The organism is Pseudomonas sp. COW5 (assembly GCF_026240005.1).
Taxonomy (GTDB): domain Bacteria; phylum Pseudomonadota; class Gammaproteobacteria; order Pseudomonadales; family Pseudomonadaceae; genus Aquipseudomonas; species Aquipseudomonas kribbensis.
In genome coordinates, this window is sequence record NZ_JAPHVP010000001.1 from 246,040 (window position 1) to 262,649 (window position 16,610).

Annotated in this window: 16 protein-coding genes and 1 pseudogene; 9 read left to right on the top strand and 8 right to left on the bottom strand. The window is 59.3% G+C overall.

Annotated features, from left to right (window positions below):
- Positions 1 to 74: 74 nt before the first annotated feature.
- Positions 75 to 1,247, bottom strand: coding sequence for an MFS transporter (locus tag OQ248_RS01005; protein WP_265811809.1), 1,173 nt, complete (start codon positions 1,245 to 1,247; stop codon positions 75 to 77).
- 295 nt (positions 1,248 to 1,542) lie between these two features.
- Here OQ248_RS01005 and OQ248_RS01010 point away from each other — a divergent pair, with 295 nt between their 5' ends.
- From OQ248_RS01010 to OQ248_RS01035, 6 genes are all read left to right on the top strand, one after another.
- A complete protein-coding gene (locus OQ248_RS01010) occupies positions 1,543 to 2,550 on the top strand; it encodes a terpene synthase family protein (protein ID WP_265811810.1) in 1,008 nt (335 codons plus the stop codon).
- Positions 2,551 to 2,665: 115 nt separating this feature from the next.
- Positions 2,666 to 3,466, top strand: coding sequence for an SDR family oxidoreductase (locus OQ248_RS01015; protein ID WP_265811811.1), 801 nt, complete (start codon positions 2,666 to 2,668; stop codon positions 3,464 to 3,466).
- On the top strand, positions 3,459 to 5,285 hold the full coding sequence (locus OQ248_RS01020; protein ID WP_265811812.1) for a glycoside hydrolase family 15 protein: 1,827 nt from the start codon (positions 3,459 to 3,461) through the stop codon (positions 5,283 to 5,285). Before OQ248_RS01015 ends, OQ248_RS01020 begins: the two co-directional genes overlap by 8 nt.
- Positions 5,286 to 5,593: 308 nt before the next feature.
- The gene (locus OQ248_RS01025) at positions 5,594 to 5,983 is read left to right on the top strand and encodes a hypothetical protein (RefSeq protein ID WP_265811813.1); all 390 of its coding nucleotides are present in this window, start codon (positions 5,594 to 5,596) and stop codon (positions 5,981 to 5,983) included.
- An 11-nt stretch (positions 5,984 to 5,994) separates the two neighbouring features.
- The gene (locus OQ248_RS01030; protein ID WP_265811814.1) at positions 5,995 to 6,627 is read left to right on the top strand and encodes a BRCT domain-containing protein; all 633 of its coding nucleotides are present in this window, start codon (positions 5,995 to 5,997) and stop codon (positions 6,625 to 6,627) included.
- A gap of 12 nt (positions 6,628 to 6,639) precedes the next feature.
- The gene (locus tag OQ248_RS01035; protein ID WP_265811815.1) at positions 6,640 to 7,539 is read left to right on the top strand and encodes an alpha/beta hydrolase; all 900 of its coding nucleotides are present in this window, start codon (positions 6,640 to 6,642) and stop codon (positions 7,537 to 7,539) included.
- Here the strand turns inward: OQ248_RS01035 and OQ248_RS01040 are convergent.
- Entirely contained in the window at positions 7,508 to 8,491 is a 984-nt protein-coding gene (locus OQ248_RS01040) for a GlxA family transcriptional regulator (protein ID WP_265811816.1), read from the bottom strand. The two genes, OQ248_RS01035 and OQ248_RS01040, sit on opposite strands and share 32 nt — an antisense overlap.
- Before the next feature lie 90 nt (positions 8,492 to 8,581).
- Here OQ248_RS01040 and inhA point away from each other — a divergent pair, with 90 nt between their 5' ends.
- The 3 genes from inhA (at position 8,582) to OQ248_RS01055 (ending at position 11,971) form a co-directional block, all read left to right on the top strand.
- Entirely contained in the window at positions 8,582 to 9,268 is a 687-nt protein-coding gene (gene inhA / locus OQ248_RS01045; RefSeq protein WP_265811817.1) for an isonitrile hydratase, read from the top strand.
- Between the two features lie 243 nt (positions 9,269 to 9,511).
- The gene (locus OQ248_RS01050; protein WP_114882060.1) at positions 9,512 to 10,303 is read left to right on the top strand and encodes a CPBP family intramembrane glutamic endopeptidase; all 792 of its coding nucleotides are present in this window, start codon (positions 9,512 to 9,514) and stop codon (positions 10,301 to 10,303) included.
- 102 nt (positions 10,304 to 10,405) lie between these two features.
- Positions 10,406 to 11,971, top strand: coding sequence for a PAS domain-containing methyl-accepting chemotaxis protein (locus tag OQ248_RS01055; RefSeq protein ID WP_085711948.1), 1,566 nt, complete (start codon positions 10,406 to 10,408; stop codon positions 11,969 to 11,971).
- Between the two features lie 525 nt (positions 11,972 to 12,496).
- On the opposite strand, the gene OQ248_RS01060 is transcribed toward OQ248_RS01055, so the two are convergent.
- The 6 genes and pseudogenes from OQ248_RS01060 to OQ248_RS01085 form a co-directional block, all read right to left on the bottom strand.
- Complete coding sequence (locus OQ248_RS01060; RefSeq protein WP_265811818.1) at positions 12,497 to 12,856, bottom strand: DUF6124 family protein; 360 nt, start codon at positions 12,854 to 12,856, stop codon at positions 12,497 to 12,499.
- 89 nt (positions 12,857 to 12,945) lie between these two features.
- Positions 12,946 to 13,311, bottom strand: coding sequence for a DUF6124 family protein (locus OQ248_RS01065; protein ID WP_265811819.1), 366 nt, complete (start codon positions 13,309 to 13,311; stop codon positions 12,946 to 12,948).
- A 623-nt stretch (positions 13,312 to 13,934) separates the two neighbouring features.
- Positions 13,935 to 14,698: pseudogene (locus tag OQ248_RS01070) on the bottom strand (IS3 family transposase); the annotation flags it as partial.
- Positions 14,650 to 14,862 carry a hypothetical protein gene (locus tag OQ248_RS01075; RefSeq protein WP_265811820.1) on the bottom strand — a complete coding sequence of 71 codons (213 nt, stop codon included), beginning with the start codon at positions 14,860 to 14,862 and terminating at the stop codon, positions 14,650 to 14,652. The pseudogene OQ248_RS01070 and the gene OQ248_RS01075, both read right to left, overlap by 49 nt.
- Before the next feature lie 101 nt (positions 14,863 to 14,963).
- Entirely contained in the window at positions 14,964 to 15,461 is a 498-nt protein-coding gene (locus OQ248_RS01080) for a hypothetical protein (protein WP_265811821.1), read from the bottom strand.
- Between the two features lie 112 nt (positions 15,462 to 15,573).
- The gene (locus OQ248_RS01085; protein ID WP_265811822.1) at positions 15,574 to 16,512 is read right to left on the bottom strand and encodes a DUF6685 family protein; all 939 of its coding nucleotides are present in this window, start codon (positions 16,510 to 16,512) and stop codon (positions 15,574 to 15,576) included.
- Positions 16,513 to 16,610: the final 98 nt, after the last annotated feature.

Here is a 16,610-nt window from a genome sequence, read left to right on the forward strand (position 1 = left end):
CTTACCTCGAAAAGTTGTCTGTATAAAAGAACGAAGGCGGTCCTGCAGAAATTAGCCCGCGTGCGTCTATCCAGTCATTTCAAGTGGCGGAAACTCTGCACCGCCGAACACAGCACCACTGCCCCGGCGACAATCGCCAGCCAGAAGCCGCTGCGGGCACCGAACCCATCCACCAGCGCGCCGGAACCGGCGGCGCCGATGGCCACGCCGATGCTCAGGCCGGTCACCAGCCAGGTCAGGCCTTCGGTGAGTTTGGCCGGCGGCACGATGCGTTCGATCAACGCCATCGCCACGATCAGGGTCGGCGAGAAGAACAGCCCGGCGATGAACACCGCCACGGCCAGGCCGAAGATGTTGGTCGCCAGCAACAGCGGCAGCGTGGTCACTGCGGTCGCCAGGCCGCCGTAAAGAAACAGACGCGGCAACGGCAGCTTCGAGCGCATCGCCCCGAACGCGATGCCCGCCAGGCAGGAACCGATGGCATACACCGACAACACGATGCTCGCCGCTGCCGGCTGCCCTTGTTGTTGGGCGAACGCGACGCTGACCACATCGACCACGCCGACGATCATGCCCATGGCGACCATCAACAGCAGCAGCCATTGCACGTCGGTGGAGCGAATGATCGAACCTTGATGCTCTGATTCGTGAGGATGCACCGGTGGCTCGGTGCTGCGCTGGGCGACAAACGCCGTCACGCCGATCGCCAGCATTATCAGCGCCGCCAGCGGCCCGGCTTCGGGAAACACGCCGACGCACAGCCCCACCGACAGCGGCGGCCCGACGATAAAACAGACTTCGTCGAGCACCGACTCCAGCGCATAAGCGGTCTGCAATTGCGGCTGGCCGCGATAGATTTCCGTCCAGCGCGCCCGCACCATCGCCGACATGCTCGGCATGCAACCGGCCAGCGCGGCGCAGACGAACAGCGTCCAGTTCGGCGCCTGCAAACGGGTGCACAGCAGCAACATCAGCAGCGCCCCGCCACCGATCAGCGCCGACACCGGCAGGATCCGCCCCTGCCCGTAACGGTCCACCAGCCGCGAGACCTGCGGCGCGCAGAACGCCGTCGCCAAAGCAAAGGTCGCCGCCACGCCACCGGCCAGCGCATAGCCGCCGGTCAACTGCGAAAGCATGGTGATCACGCCGATGCCGGTCATGGAAATCGGCATGCGCGCGATCATCCCGGCCATCACAAAGGCCCGGGCGCCGGGGGCGTTGAACAGTTCGCGGTAAGGGTTTGCCATCGGTTGTTGCCTCATCAGGGGCGGCCAACTTGCCACAAAGCCTGACGGCCGGGGAAGCGCGCAATTGTTGGTGGAATGTGAAGGGAGCGCACCCGCGAAAGGGTCAGGGTTTTGGCTTCGCAAATTGCATGCCTGACGCTTCTGGCGGGTCGCTGCTCGCTCGTCCATTGAGCTGCGCACCTGTCAAACCTGACAGGTGCGCAAATTCTGCCAAAGGTTTTACATGGATGTGTCATCCCTGCACAGGAACCGCGTCGGTGAGCATCTCAATCGGCCCCGAGAAAAGGATCACGTCATGAATCAATCCAGCAGTGCCCGGACGCCACGCAGCGCCACTGCCCCCTTTATCGTCCGCGCCGTACGCTGCCCGTCGCCTACGCGCATTGATGAGGCGCTGGGCCAGGAAGTCAACGATCGCCTGATGGCCTGGATACCGAGCGTGGGAATCTTTGCCGGCAAAGAGGAAAAAATCCGCGCCAGTGACTTCGGTCGCTATGCAATGCTGTGCCACGCCGACACGAATGATCCGAATCGACTGTTACTCGCGGCGCAATGCTTTGCGGCGTTGTTTGCGGTGGACGATCACTATTGCGACGATCAATCCCTCGGCGGTCGCCCCGAGACAGTGGCCGAAAGCTTGTCGTTCGCCCTCACCGCGATCGATCCGGTCTATTTGCCTTCGCCGTTCGACAAAGAACTTGTAGAACAGCAGATGCGCGACCCGGTGATCAGGGGATTGCTGGCTTATATGAAACGGGTCGCCCAATTCTGCACGCCCTCGCAAGTCGCCCGGGTGCGCCAGATCACCATCGCCATGTTCATCGCCATGGCGGCGGAAGGTCCCTGGCGCCTCTATGGCACTCAACCCACCGTCGCCGAATACCTGGCCAGTCGGCAGGTCAACAGCTTCTGGCCTTGCCTGGTATTGATCGATCCGATTGGCGGCTACGAAGTCCCGGCCAACACGTATTCCCGTCCAGAGATTCACCACATCACCGCACTGGCCTCGCTGGCGACCACTCTAGTCAACGATCTGTATTCCGCTTACAAAGAGCACCTGAACGAAACCGGCGACTTCAAGCTGCCTTATCTGCTGGCAGCCAGGCACAACTGTTCGCTTCAAGAGGCAATCGACCTGGCAGCCGATATCCATGACGCAGTGATGGAAGAATACGAGCGCCTGCATGGAATGCTGATGAAAGGCACGCGCTCGCCGGTATTGCGGCGCTATCTCACAGGATTGAGTACATGGATCGGCGGCAATCTGGAGTGGCATAAACACAGTGCCCGGTACCATATCTGAACCCGTCCACCCCTGCGGGGCTCGACTTGATTACGTGCCCCTTCGCATTCACGCTGAACTCTGACTCAAGGATGCCGGTCAGCAGATCAGATCCCCGCATAAGGCGCGACCGTTCATGCAGATTTCCCTCGCCCGCCAGGTAGCACTCGTCACCGGCGCCAGTTCCGGCATCGGCCACGGCGCCGCCAAAGCCTTGGCCGCTGCCGGTGCCGCCGTGGTCATCAATTACAACCGCCAGGCTGAACCCGCCGAAGCGCTGGCCCGAGAGATCGTCGCCGACGGTGGTCAGGCCATCGCCATCGGTGCGGATGTTTCGAAGGAAGAGGACGTGGAGCGACTGTTCCAGCAGACCCTCGTCGCCTTCGGCACGCTGGACATTCTGGTGGCCAATTCCGGCCTGCAAAAAGACGCGGCGGCTGTGGATATGTCGCTGGCGGACTGGAACACGGTGATCGGCGTCAACCTTACCGGCCAGTTCCTCTGTGCCCGGGCTGCGCTACGGATCTTCAATCGCCAGGGTATTCGCGAAGGCGTGTCCCGGGCCGCCGGCAAGATCATTCACATGAGCTCGGTGCATCAGCGCATTCCGTGGGCCGGGCATGTGAACTACGCGGCGTCCAAGGGTGGCGTCGATCAGTTGATGCAGACCCTGGCCCAGGAAGTCAGCCACCAGCGCATCCGCATCAACGGCATCGCGCCGGGGGCGATCCGCACGGCCATCAATAAGGACGCCACCGAAGGCGACGCCGGCCAGGCCTTGCTCAAACTCATCCCTTACGGGCGCATCGGCGATGTCGAGGACGTGGCCAACGCGGTGGTGTTCCTCGCCTCCGATGCCTCGGACTACATCGTCGGCACCACCCTGTTCATCGACGGCGGCATGAGCCTCTATCCGGAGTTCCGTGGCAATGGCTGAGCATCCTTCCGAACGACAAAGCCCCATCGACGCCCACGGCATCATTGGCGACATGCGCAGTGCCGCGCTGGTCAATGACAAGGGCAGCGTGGATTTCTTCTGCTGGCCGGAGTTCGACAGCCCGTCGATCTTCTGTTCGCTGCTGGACACGCCCGACGCCGGGATTTTCCAGTTGGCCCCGGACCTACCCGACGCCCGGCGCGAACAGATTTACCTGCCGGACACCAACGTCCTGCAGACCCGCTGGCTCAGCGACCACGCCGTGGTGGAAATCACCGATCTGCTGCCCATTGGCGACAACGATGAGGCATTACCGGTTTTGATCCGCCGGGTTCGAGTGGTCAGCGGGCAGGCGACGTTTCATCTGCGTTGTGCCGTTCGGCATGACTATGCCCGTGCTGAAACGCGCGCCGTCATCGATAAAAAGGATGTGCTGTTCAGCGCCAGCGGGCAGCCGACGCTGCGACTGGCCTCGGATCAAACCCTGAGCGTCGATCACGATGCGGCAGTCGGGCAATTCACCCTGAAACAGGATCAGACCGCCGCCTTCATGCTCGGCGCCAGCGACGATCCGCGCTTTGCCGAAGGCGCCGCGCAACTGTGCATCGAGCGCACGCTGAAGTTCTGGCGCGACTGGATCGGCCAGTCCAACTATCGCGGCCGCTGGCGGGAAATGGTCAATCGCTCGGCCCTGGCCCTGAAGCTGCTCACCTCACGCCAACACGGCGCAATCCTCGCCGCCGCCACCTTCGGCCTGCCGGAAACACCCGGCGGCGAGCGCAACTGGGATTACCGCTACACCTGGATCCGCGACGCCTCGTTCACCGTTTACGCCTTCATGCGCCTGGGTTTTGTCGACGAAGCCAACGGCTACATGCGCTGGCTGCGCGGGCGGGTCAGTGATTGCAGCGGCCAACCGATGAAGCTGAACATCCTCTATGCCATCGACGGCCGCCAGGAACTGCCGGAAACCGAACTCACGCACTTGTCCGGGCATGGCGGCGCAAAACCGGTGCGCATCGGCAATGGCGCCTACGACCAGATTCAACTGGATATCTTTGGCGAACTGATGGACGCCGTTTATCTGGTCAACAAGTACGGCGACGCGATTTCCCACGAAGGTTGGAAACATGTGATGGAAGTGGTCGATCAGGTCTGTGAGACCTGGCAGACCAAGGATGTAGGCATCTGGGAAATGCGCGGTGAGCAACATCACTTTCTGCACTCGCGGCTGATGTGCTGGGTGGCGCTGGACCGGGCGATCCGCCTGGCCTCGAAACGCTCGCTGCCGGCGCCCTTCGCCCGTTGGGACCAGACCCGCCAGGCAATCCACGCCGACATCTGGGACAACTTCTGGAACCCGGAGCGCGGGCATTTCGTGCAATACCAGGGCGGCACCGCGCTGGATGGCTCCATGCTGCTGATGCCGCTGGTGCGTTTTGTCAGCGCCAAGGATCCGAAATGGCTGGCGACACTGGAAGCCATCGAGAAACATCTGGTGCGCGACGGCATGGTTTACCGCTATCGCAATGATGATTCGGGGATCGACGGTTTGTCCGGCACCGAAGGCGCCTTCGCCGCGTGCTCGTTCTGGTATGTGGAATGCCTGGCCCGCGCCGGGCAAGTGGAAAAGGCCCATCTGGAATTCGAACAACTGTTGCGCTACGCCAATCCGCTGGGGTTGTACGCGGAGGAATTTGACAACCGTGGCAGGCATCTGGGCAATACGCCCCAGGCGTTGACCCATCTGGCGTTGATCAGTGCGGCGAGTTTTCTGGATCGCAAGTTGAGTGGGGAGAAGAATTACTGGCAGCCGTAGTCATCCTTATTCGCCAGAGTCTGTAAGAAAGATCTCAACCCCAATCGCCGTTTGTAGGATGGCTACCTACGAACGGCAAACACCCCCGAGCCTTGCGGTTGAAGGGCTGGCCCCCACAATCGATTCCTTTCGATACAACTTGTTGATGGCAAGGCCTACAAAAACCTGCCAACCCCGTGTAACGCTTGGCCCGCAACTCGCACTTACACCCCGAAATACCTTGTTGCCAGCGGTTACATCCCCCCCTACCATCCACCGCAACGGGCACAGCGGAGCTGTCCAATAAAAACCCGATTCAAGGAACCAGAATGAGCCAACGCATCCACCGCCCCATCGATTCCCCTCTGCGCACAGGCCTGACCCGCGACGAACTGTGGGAAGCCGCCGACAAGGGCCTGATCAAATGCTGGGAAATCGGCCGCCAGCGCGCCGCCCGCTTCCCCGACCTCGCTCAACGCTGCAGTGCCGATGAATTGCCGGTACTGGGCTGGAAAGGTGGCGTGAGCCGCAGCCTGAAGAAAAATGAAAAATACGGATCGCTGAAATACCTTGCTCAGTGGCAGGGGTTGCGAGGGGAAGATCTGGATATTGATCTGGCTGCCGAACGGGTCATGACCTGCTCGCGGACGAAGATGGTGGTGACGTTTACGCCGGACCGCAGCAAGTATTTCAATCAGGTGGCGGAAGCCGAGGCTTAAGGAGAAGCGCAATGGTCGATCTGCATCAGGAGTTTCAAAACAGCAGTTTCTTTCATCAGGCCCGAATCGACCGTCGCTCTGCTGACGCGCTGGTTGGAATCGCTGCCGGGCTTGCCGCAGACGGCAAGATCAATCAGCAGGAAGCAGAATTTCTCAAGAACTGGATTGAAACTCACTTGATCCATCTGAGCGATCCGGTCGTCAACATCCTCTACAAGCGTCTCGCCGACATGCTGAGTGACGGCGTTCTTGACGCGGAGGAGTCAGTCGAACTGCTGGAAATGCTTCACCAGTTCGCAGGCCTTCCAGTCACTGCTCAGCAACCCTTCGTTGCCTCCACGTCTCTTCCTCTCGACAACCCTGCCCCGGCCTTGAGCTGGGTGGATCGTGTCTTTCTGTTCACTGGCGTTATGGCCTACGGCCCCCGCAAGGACTGTGAGGCGCTGATTGTCGAGCGAGGTGGCCTGATCGGGGGCTCTGTCAGCAAAAAGATTCATTATCTGGTGGTAGGCAGCATCGGTAATGATCAATGGCTTCACAGCAGCTATGGCACCAAGATCAAGAAAGCCGTTGAACTTCGCGACAGCGGCGTGCCGATTGCCATCATCAGCGAAGACCATTGGCAGAAGGTGCTATTCGGATAACGGGAGAGTGAGATGACCCAAGCCGTGATGCAGTTTTGCAAGACTGAACGTCTGACCATCGCCTATGAGCATCACGGCCCGGAAAACGGTACGCCGGTCATCCTGCTTCACGGTTTCCCCTACTCCCCCCGCGCCTACGACGAAATCGCCCCGCCCCTCGCCGCCAAGGGTTATCGGGTGATCGTGCCGTATCTGCGCGGTTATGGACCGACCCGTTTCAACAGCCCGGACACGCTGCGCTCCGGCCAGCAAGCGGCGCTGGCTCAGGATCTGCTGGACCTGATGGATGCGCTGGGTATCGAACAAGCGACATTGTGCGGTTATGACTGGGGTGGTCGGGCGGCGTGCATTGTGGCGGCGCTGTTCCCGAAGCGCGTGCGCGGCTTGGTGACGGGTGATGGCTACAACCTGCAGGACATTCCGCATTCGATCCAGCCACTGGATCCCGAGACCGAGCATCGCTTCTGGTATCAGTATTACTTCCACACGCCTCGTGGCGTCGAAGGGCTGACGCAGAATCGTCGGGGACTGTGCGAGTTGCTGTGGCAGTTGTGGTCACCGACCTGGGCGCGGAACGCCGAGCGTTTTCCGCTGAGCGCTCCGGCGTTCGACAACCCGGATTTTGTTGAGGTGGTGATTCACTCTTATCGCCATCGCTTTATGTATGCGCCGGGCGATCCGGCGCTGGAGTGGATGGAGAAGGCGCTGGAGAAACAACCGGTGATCAGCGTTCCGACGATTTCGCTGTGCGGTGCCGATGATGGCGTCGGCCCGGCGCCGGAAGACGATGAAGATGCGCACCACTTCACCGGGGTTTATGAGCGGCGGGTGCTGGCTGGTGTCGGGCACAACATTCCGGAAGAAGCGCCGGGCGAGACGCTCAAGGCATTACTGGATCTGCTCCAGAACTGACGGAAAACCGCTCCCGATACGCCTGCGGCGTCACGCCCATGGCCCGCAGGAAACTGCGGCGTAACGTCTCTTCACTGCCAAAACCACAATTGGCCGCGACCCGTTTGATCGGCAATCCGGTATCGCTCAACAACCGGCGGGCGGTTTCGACGCGGATCAGTTCGATGGCCCGGGCCGGGGTCTGGCCGGTGTCGGCGCGGTAGTGACGCACGAAGCTGCGTTCGCTCATGCCGGCCTGTTCGGCGAGGGTCGGGATGCCCAGGTCGCAGGTCAAGTGTTCGGCAATCCATGCGTGCAGGTCGTCGAAGCGGTTGCCCTGTTTTTGCAGCGACAGCGTCACGCTGAATTGCGACTGCCCGCCCGGGCGCTTGAGGAACACCACCAGTTGCCGGGCGACGTCCAGGGCCATGTCGCGACCGAGGTCGTCTTCGACCATGGCCAGCGCCAGGTCGATGCCGGCGGTGACGCCCGCCGAGGTCCAGACCGGGCCGTCGTTGATGAAGATCGGATTGGGCTCGACCTGCAAGCGCGGGTGTTGCTGCGCCAGTTGTTCGCAACGGGTCCAGTGGGTGACGACCCGGCGACCGTCGAGCCAGCCACTGGCGGCCAGCAGAAATGCGCCGGTACAGACCGAAGCCACACGCCGGCATCCGTTGGCGTGTTCGCGCACCCAGCTCACCAACTCGACATCTTCGGAGGCCGCATACACGCCCCAGCCGCCGGCGATGATCAGCGTATCGCTGGGCTGTTTCGGCAACGACTCGGCCAACATCGCCAACCCGGCCGAAGAGTTCACCGCCCCGCCACCACTGGCGATGACCGATGGCGCGTACGGCGCGGGCAAACCCTGCTGGCGGGCAATATCGTTGGCCGAGGCGAACACCTGCAACGGCCCGGTGACATCAAGCAGTTGCACATTGGCGAACGCGAGGATGTGGATGGTTTTCGGCATTTGGCGTAATTCGTGGGCTGATTGGCGTATTCGCCAAAACCTACGCGCCTACAGTGAAGCCGTCTACCCCCCTTTTCACGGAGAAGAATCATGGCGTTGCAGATCGGTTTTCTGTTGTTTCCCCAGGTGCAGCAACTCGACCTGACCGGCCCGTATGACGTGCTGGCCTCGCTGCCGGACGTGCAGGTGCATCTGGTCTGGAAGGATCTGGTGCCGGTGACCTCCAGCACCGGGCTGCTGCTGAAACCGACCATTACCTTCGAGGATTGTCCAGAGCTGGACGTGATCTGCGTCCCCGGCGGCGCCGGGGTCGGGCCGTTGATGGAGGATGAGCAGACGCTGGCGTTTATCAAGTCGCAAGCTGCAAAGGCGCGTTATGTGACGTCGGTGTGCACGGGTTCGCTGGTGCTCGGCGCGGCGGGTCTGTTGCAGGGCAAACGGGCGACTACGCACTGGGCATATCACGAATTGCTGGCGACCTTGGGTGCGATCCCGGTGAAGGATAGGGTGGTACGCGACGGCAATCTGTTTACCGGGGGCGGCATCACGGCCGGGATCGATTTTGCCCTGACCCTGGCGCAGGAACTGGTCGGTGCCGACACGGCGCAACTGGTGCAGTTGCAGCTGGAATATGCGCCGGCTCCGCCGTTTGATTCAGGCAGTCCGGAGACGGCGCCGAGCGGGATTGTCGACGAGGCGCGCAAGCGTGCAGCACCGTCGCTGAAACTGCGCACGGAAATCACCGAGCGCGCGGCGGCAAAGCTCAACCTGCGCTGACATTTCAGCCTTACGCAAATCCCTGTGGGAGCGAGCTTGCTCGCGATAAGGGCGTGTCAGTTGACCTTTGTGCCACTGACCCACCGCCATCGCGAGCAAGCTCGCTCCCACAGGGGCTGCTTGCCCTCCTTCACTTCTCATACAGGGAGTGGTGCTGTCCCTGATTCCCCCTACACCTTCACTTGTCCCCTCGCCCCCACCCGTGTAGAAAGCCTGTCCACAAATCGTGCACAAGGACTTTCCATGACAGCTCTGCCATGGCTCTATCTCGGGCTTCTCAGCCTTGGTTACGGATTGGCGCTGAGTTTCGGCCAGCTCGGCTGGCTGGCGCTGATCTCCATTGCACTGCTGGTTTTCGCCGGTTACGCCGTGCGCCAGCAAACCGTGCCGGTCGGGCGTTTTCTCGGTCATGGCCTGTTTATCGTGCTGGCCGTGGCGCTGGCCATGCACTGGCTGCCGGGCTTCTATAACGGCCGGGCCATCCCGGCGCAGCGTTTCACCGACAACGCGGTGCCGTTCTCGATGTTCGTGAATCTGGACAAACCGCTGATTGGCTTCTGGCTGTTGCTGGTCTGCCCATGGATTGTCGCGCGGCGCTCGTTGCGCCTGACGGTGTACGCCACCGCGCTGGCTTTGACGTTGAGTGTGATTCTGGCGCTGGGCGGCGCGGTGTTGCTGGGCATGATCACCTGGGCGCCGAAATGGCCGGATCAGGCGTGGCTGTGGGTGCTGAACAACCTGCTGCTGGTGACGCTGGTCGAAGAAGCGCTGTTTCGCGGCTATATACAGGGCGGCCTGAGCCGGCAATTCAAACACCTGCCCTACGGCGAAAACCTCGCACTGCTGCTCGCGTCCCTGCTGTTCGGCCTGGTGCATGTGGGTGCCGGCTGGCAATGGGTGTTGCTGGCGGGCCTGGCGGGTGTCGGCTATGGTCTGGCCTATCGTTTTGGCGGACTTGCTGCCGCGATCGCCACGCACTTTGGTCTGAACCTGCTGCACTTCGGCCTGTTCACCTATCCGATGCTTGCGGGCTGAGGCAAGTCCCGTTTTGCGACGCCGTACTTATAAATGAAAAAAAACTTCAACAAATCGCCGACCCCGCCGACAACCTTTCAAAGCCTTGCGGATTGAAAAACCATGCGTAATAACCAGCCCATTACACAACGCGAACGGACTTTCCCGGCTCAGCAACGGTTGATTTCCACAACCGACGCCAAAGGCGTGATCACCTACTGCAACGACGCTTTCGTCGAAATCAGCGGGTTTTCGCGTGAGGAACTGATCCGTGCGCCGCACAACCTGGTTCGTCACCCCGACGTGCCGGCTGCGGTGTTTTCGCACATGTGGGGCACACTGAAACAAGGCTTGCCATGGATGGGCATTGTCAAGAATCGCTGCAAGACCGGTGATCATTACTGGGTGAACGCCTATGTAACCCCGGTGTTCGATGGCAGTCAGGTGGTCGGTTACGAGTCGGTGCGGGTCAAACCGTCCGCCGAACAGATCCGCCGTGCCGAAGCGCTCTACCAACGCATCAACCAGGGCAAGTCGGCGATTCCTTCGAGCGACAAATGGCTGCCGATCGTGCAGGACTGGCTGCCGTTCATTCTGGTCAGCCAGTTGAGCTTCATGATCGGCGCCACCCTGAACTCGCAGTGGGGCTTCGCCCTCGCCGCCGGTCTGTCGGTGCCGCTGGGCCTGCTGGGCCTGCAATGGCAACAACGCGGGCTCAAGCGCCTGCTGCGTCTGGCCGAGCAGACCACGTCCGACCCGCTGATCGCGCAGATGTACACCGACAGCCGTGGGGCCCAGGCCCGTCTGGAGATGTCGATCCTCAGCCAGGAAGCGCGCCTGAAAACCTGCCTGACCCGTCTGCAGGACACCGCCGAGCACCTGACCGATCAGGCCAAACAGTCCGACGCCCTGGCGCACAACAGCTCCAGCGGTCTGGAACGTCAGCGCGTGGAAACCGAACAGGTCGCCACCGCCGTCAACCAGATGGCCGCCACCACGCAAGAAGTGGCCAGCCACGTACAACGCACCGCCGACGCCACCCAGGAAGCCAACCGCCTGACCGGTCGCGGCCGCGACATCGCCGGCGAAACCCGCGAAGCCATCCAGCGCCTGTCGGTCGTCGTCGGTGAAACCGGCCTGACCGTCACCCAACTGGCCAAGGACAGCGACGAAATCGGCGGCGTGGTCGACGTGATCAAAGGCATCGCCGACCAGACCAACCTGCTCGCCCTCAACGCTGCGATTGAAGCAGCGCGTGCCGGCGAGATGGGCCGTGGTTTTGCCGTGGTCGCCGACGAAGTCCGCCAACTGGCACAACGCACCAGCGAATCCACCGGCCAGATCCACGCCCTGATCGCCAAGCTGCAACAGACTGCCTCCAGCGCCGTACAAACCATGGAAGCCGGCCATCGCCAGGCGGAAGAAGGTGTGGCGCGGGTACTGGAAGCGGATCAGGCCCTGGTCGGCATCAGCGAAGCGGTGGCCAACATCACCGACATGACCACCCAGATCGCCGCCGCGACCGAAGAGCAAAGTGCCGTGGCTGAAGAAATCAGCCGCAACATCAGCAACATCTCGGAACTGGCGGACCAGACCTCGGAACAGGCGCATAACTCGGCGTTGCTGAGTGAAGAGCTGACCAAGACTGCCAACACGCAATACTCGTTGGTGGAGCGGTTTAACCGCTGATTGTTCTGGCAATAAAGAAACCCCGGACAGCGAAAGCTTCCGGGGTTTTTATTGCCTGTCTGAAATGGACGTGACCAGCACCGCCCTCTTCGTGGGCAAGCCCACTCCCACAGGGTTTCGCATTGGCCACAAAATCTCGCAACACCACCATCCTTGTGGGAGCGGGCTTGCCCGCGAAGAGGCCAGGCCTGCTGGCGAAAATCTCATTCAAAAAGCGCGGACAGTGCCTACAACTGAATCAGACCCAACTGACTGGTACGCGATGAAGCCCGGTTCTACTTTGTCGTTCAAACCTATTCACACGGGCTAGCCAGAATGGATACATCAGCTAAGCAGAATCCGACTGTCAGGACCGACAAGTCTGTGAGAAAGGAAATCCGGGGTGAACTGACATTCCTTGATGTGCGGCGAGCGGCGCGTGATGGGCAGAAGGCGTTCGATGAATTTGTGATCACTGGCAGGTTGTGACTTTTTGATATCGATAAAAAAACCGGAAGCCAAACGCTTCCGGTTTTTTTGTGCCGTTTACTCCTTCGGCACGAGGTTATCCAGTGCCTGATTCACCGCCAACTCACCCAACATCACCACTTGCGCAATGCCCAACAGGGTCTTGCGGTTCGGCCCTTCCAGCAGGCCGGCAAAGTCACCGAGCATGACCGTGGCTGACGCGAGGGATTCGCAGGCGTTGGCCAGCAAGGACTCCGTGTCGGTTTGCGGGTTGACCATGAACATGTCGTTTGGGGTGTAGGGCGTGGCCATGATCTTGGCTGCGGGGGTCAAGTAATAGTCGAGGGCGCGTTCGGCCGCGTCGTGGAGTTTTCTTGAATCGGGAAACTCATAGGGGGACACCGGATCTTCTAACGGTGGAATGACGGTCGTGGACATCAGCTAAAACTCCGGACAAGAGTCGCTTGAGGATTTGTGTAGACGGCTGCCAGGCAGTGAGGGGGACAGGCCCCTCACCGAGGCGGCAACTACCGCGAGACGTGATGGTTATCCAGCACACGATTGACCAGCAGCTCACTCAGCATGATGACCTGCTGCAGTATCTGCATCGCCTTGCGCTGCGACGGATCGACGGTGTCGCCGAGATCCCGGGCCATGTCACTGGCCGACGACAGCGTTTCGCACGCTTCGACCAGCAGCGTTTCGTCATCCACCGTTGGATTGACCAGATAGATCCTGCCCGGCTTGCGCGAGGGCTTGGACGTCTTCTGCGCCCCGGGATCGAGGTAATGATTGATCGCCCGCTCGGTGGCCGTTTTTATGTTTTCGGCTTCGAGTGCGGCGTCGTAGGGGATTGAATCGGTTTCTGGTGGGTTTGGCGTAATTTTGAACATACGGACTCTCTATCTTGAAAGAATTGAAGAGCCGTCACTTTCGCTACCAAACGATGGGTGGCGGCCACACGTGGGTTGGTAGACCGGTCAAGACAGAGAAACCCCCGGCGCCCCCGAAGGAGCCCCACGCATGGCCACCATATAAAACGCAGCCCAAAAAATGAGACTGCATAAGGTGACGCCACACAGCTGTCAAGAAAACGGGCTACCAAACCCGATCACTGTTTTTCAGTGACAGGGAAACGATATAGCCCTCTCCAAGCCGCGTAAGCCGGCGGATTCTGGCGTACGCGTAGGCAACGACGCAAGGTGTTGTAGCCCTTATGGCGTAACGGTTCGTGTACTTTAAACGTGGTCAGGCGATCGTGTTTATGTGCTGGAAATGCTGGGCCGGGGGGAGCTTTCAGTATTGGTGGCGTGTCAGTGAAATCTTTCCCCTCACCCTAGCCCTCTCCCCGTGGGAGAGGGGACTGACCGAGGTGTTTGGGGGAGGTACGCCGACGTGGGATACCGAGTTGAACTCAGGTTTTTGAAAGCACCTCAATCTTAAAGAGCAAACATTCCGCTTCTCACCACTCAACAGGATGAGCGTTAGCTCGGATTGAAGTGGTCAACTAATCCCGGACACTCGGTACCCATTCAGTTTTCAAACTTCGAAACACGCGCTCCATCGGTGCGTTATCCCAACAGTTTCCACGACGGCTCATGCTCTGGCGCATGCGGTAACGCTACAGTCGTTGGCGAAACTGGCGAAACTGGCGACTGCCATATTGCGAGACCTGATCCGAGTGGAGTAGCTGTCCTTGAGGCCGGCCACGCTGCTCGTGAGCCATGTCCAACGCATTGATCACCACCTCCGCGTCCGGTTTGCTCGACAGCGCCCAGCCCACAACTCGACGTGCGTAGAGATCCAGCACTACAGCCAGTAATGCCATTTTCCTCGAACCCAGACGTACGTGATATCGCCACACCAAACCTGATTGGGTGCCGGCACTTAAAACTCTCGATTCAATATATTCGGAATGTCCGGTCGCTCAACCGTCGCTTGTTTGTAGGCATGTGATCCAGGTTGTTTACTGACTAATGCCAGTTCCCGCATCAGGCCACGCACCTTGAACCGTCCGATTTGATCGCCCTCTTTCTGCATCATCGACACGATACTGCGGCTGCCAGCGGCGCTTCGACTCTGCGTGAACAGCTAATTGACTCGGCTGCGTAACCGAAGCCGCTCAACGTCTGGAGTTCGACGTCTGAGGCGGTGGGCGTAGTAGCACGAGCGAGTGATATCAAAGACCACACAAAGCCAATCAATCGGCTCCTGGGCGCTCACTTGATCAATCAGCGCGTGCGCTCGTGCTCTTCCGACATCCAGAGCGCGGTAGCCTTTTTAAATAGAGCGCGTTCACGCTCATGCGGTTGCGACCATCGTGATTTGGACGCACCCCAATCGAAGAAAATAAACGGCGTGCCTTTGAGCAATATCGGAACGGCCTGAAGGACGTTTTGGTGGTGACGTTCGATGAATTGCAGGTTCGACTCGAAAGCATTCATCAAGCTCTGATGCCGAAGCCCCAAGATGAACCTGAGCCAATTGAGGACGAAGACTTACCCTTCTGAATTTGCTCGATATTGGCCTTCCATCGAGCCGCCTCTCATCCGTAACGCCGAAAATGATCGTGAATATCTGGACGAACCTTCAGAGCCAAGGTCATCACAGCCAATGATTGGCTAAGTAGTGCATCGTCTCTTTCAGAACCTTCGACGAAATTCGCATGACCGGCGCCACCATCTTGGTACTTCGCACCGTGGACAAGGTTGTTCCTCACACGGCGAATCGCAACAAACAGATCCGACGTGCGCGCCACGGCATTTGTATCTTTCCATCCAAGCATTCCATCATCGAGCTTCACTTGTTTTTTGGGAGGATTGGCAACTAGGACAGGAGCAATTTCTAGGGCGATGACATCAACCAGAAATCCCTGGCCAAGATCTCGGGTAAATTTATCCCAATCAGGGCTCACTCCATTATCGTCGCCAATTGCATAGATGCCAGATCGCTTAAGTGCGCATTCGAATCTTGAGAAAACGACGAAAAAGTCTACTGCCAGCTTCGGCAGTTCTGCCCTGAGAGCCTCTTCAACCAAGTCCATATTTCCTCCAGAAAATCCGTTAATCCTGCGCAGGTATCGAGTGTTGCATCAATCTGCATCCACATTGGCCGCAGGTAGGAAAACGTGATGTGTAATACCTGCAAATTCTGACTCAGCACGCTTCTAGCCTAGAGGAAGTTCTCGCCGCCAGCGGGCTACCAAGCGCTTTTAGGTACTTGCCCAAATCCTGGAAGCCCGCCTCGTGCAACACTTGAGCGACCTTCGCCGAGCGCTTCTCAGATTTGGGCAAGAAGATCGCACATTGCTCGGTGTAAGGGCGAGGTAGAGCTTTCCAGTAGTAGGTGGCCTCAAAGTTTTGCATGGCCTTGTGGAAACCTAATTGGTGGTCGGTTTTCCAGGACATCACAAAAATTTCGAAGTCGCGGCGAAGACTTGCCACAGCTACTTGGTTGATGCCGTACGTTACGTATCTGCCGGACAAAGGCACTTTGATCTCAAGGCGCTTCGCTATGTACTTGGCTGCTGCGAAGTGATGAGAGCCACCACTGTTGATGAGGAAAACCCTCCCATCCCATTCCCACGTAGCGAAATGGTCCGTGGTCCTCTCTCGAGAAATGATGCGAATCTCATCCCAGCGTAGGTTTTCTTCAAGCTTCTCCTTCGTGACAGGGTTGATCATTTCCTGAGAATTTCGGACAACCATGGCGTCCGTACTCTTGAACTTGTGCAATTCGGACTTCGACCCCGAGAAACCATCAATCTCCTGGATCTCGCTGCTCCATTGCTCCTGCTCAATGACAGTGCCGAGATTCAGCAGATCCTCGCGCACGATGCTCGTGCTGCCATAGTTGTGATACGCGCCTGGGCATCGAGTCCAGCCACTGAGACGCCAACGGTGAAAATGATCTTCACTCAGTAGGTTTCCAAAATCATTCCAACGAACGATCTCGAATGCACCAATACCCTTTTCATACTCAACGAGGTGTCTGTTCAACCCGCTGTCTTCACGCACGAGGTTGATCAATGAGGCCGGATAACCGAAGTCCTCAAGCAGAGAATTTCGAAGGAATTTTACGGCCTTCCTTAGCATTTCAAGCTCCTATGTCGTTGCGAGTGAAGTGGAGATGGAGTGAAGAGTGCAGAAAAAGGCGTCACCAAACCAGCGGATAACGATTCAGCTCCCCATCA

What these genes read in the sequence shown, in the direction of transcription:
- OQ248_RS01005 (WP_265811809.1), bottom strand. Translation starts at nt 1,247, where the DNA reads ATGGCAAACCCTTACCGCGAACTGTTCAACGCCCCCGGCGCCCGGGCC.
- OQ248_RS01010 (WP_265811810.1), top strand. Translation starts at nt 1,543, where the DNA reads ATGAATCAATCCAGCAGTGCCCGGACGCCACGCAGCGCCACTGCCCCC.
- OQ248_RS01015 (WP_265811811.1), top strand. Translation starts at nt 2,666, where the DNA reads ATGCAGATTTCCCTCGCCCGCCAGGTAGCACTCGTCACCGGCGCCAGT.
- OQ248_RS01020 (WP_265811812.1), top strand. Translation starts at nt 3,459, where the DNA reads ATGGCTGAGCATCCTTCCGAACGACAAAGCCCCATCGACGCCCACGGC.
- OQ248_RS01025 (WP_265811813.1), top strand. Translation starts at nt 5,594, where the DNA reads ATGAGCCAACGCATCCACCGCCCCATCGATTCCCCTCTGCGCACAGGC.
- OQ248_RS01030 (WP_265811814.1), top strand. Translation starts at nt 5,995, where the DNA reads ATGGTCGATCTGCATCAGGAGTTTCAAAACAGCAGTTTCTTTCATCAG.
- OQ248_RS01035 (WP_265811815.1), top strand. Translation starts at nt 6,640, where the DNA reads ATGACCCAAGCCGTGATGCAGTTTTGCAAGACTGAACGTCTGACCATC.
- OQ248_RS01040 (WP_265811816.1), bottom strand. Translation starts at nt 8,491, where the DNA reads ATGCCGAAAACCATCCACATCCTCGCGTTCGCCAATGTGCAACTGCTT.
- inhA (WP_265811817.1), top strand. Translation starts at nt 8,582, where the DNA reads ATGGCGTTGCAGATCGGTTTTCTGTTGTTTCCCCAGGTGCAGCAACTC.
- OQ248_RS01050 (WP_114882060.1), top strand. Translation starts at nt 9,512, where the DNA reads ATGACAGCTCTGCCATGGCTCTATCTCGGGCTTCTCAGCCTTGGTTAC.
- OQ248_RS01055 (WP_085711948.1), top strand. Translation starts at nt 10,406, where the DNA reads ATGCGTAATAACCAGCCCATTACACAACGCGAACGGACTTTCCCGGCT.
- OQ248_RS01060 (WP_265811818.1), bottom strand. Translation starts at nt 12,856, where the DNA reads ATGTCCACGACCGTCATTCCACCGTTAGAAGATCCGGTGTCCCCCTAT.
- OQ248_RS01065 (WP_265811819.1), bottom strand. Translation starts at nt 13,311, where the DNA reads ATGTTCAAAATTACGCCAAACCCACCAGAAACCGATTCAATCCCCTAC.
- OQ248_RS01075 (WP_265811820.1), bottom strand. Translation starts at nt 14,862, where the DNA reads ATGAATGCTTTCGAGTCGAACCTGCAATTCATCGAACGTCACCACCAA.
- OQ248_RS01080 (WP_265811821.1), bottom strand. Translation starts at nt 15,461, where the DNA reads ATGGACTTGGTTGAAGAGGCTCTCAGGGCAGAACTGCCGAAGCTGGCA.
- OQ248_RS01085 (WP_265811822.1), bottom strand. Translation starts at nt 16,512, where the DNA reads ATGCTAAGGAAGGCCGTAAAATTCCTTCGAAATTCTCTGCTTGAGGAC.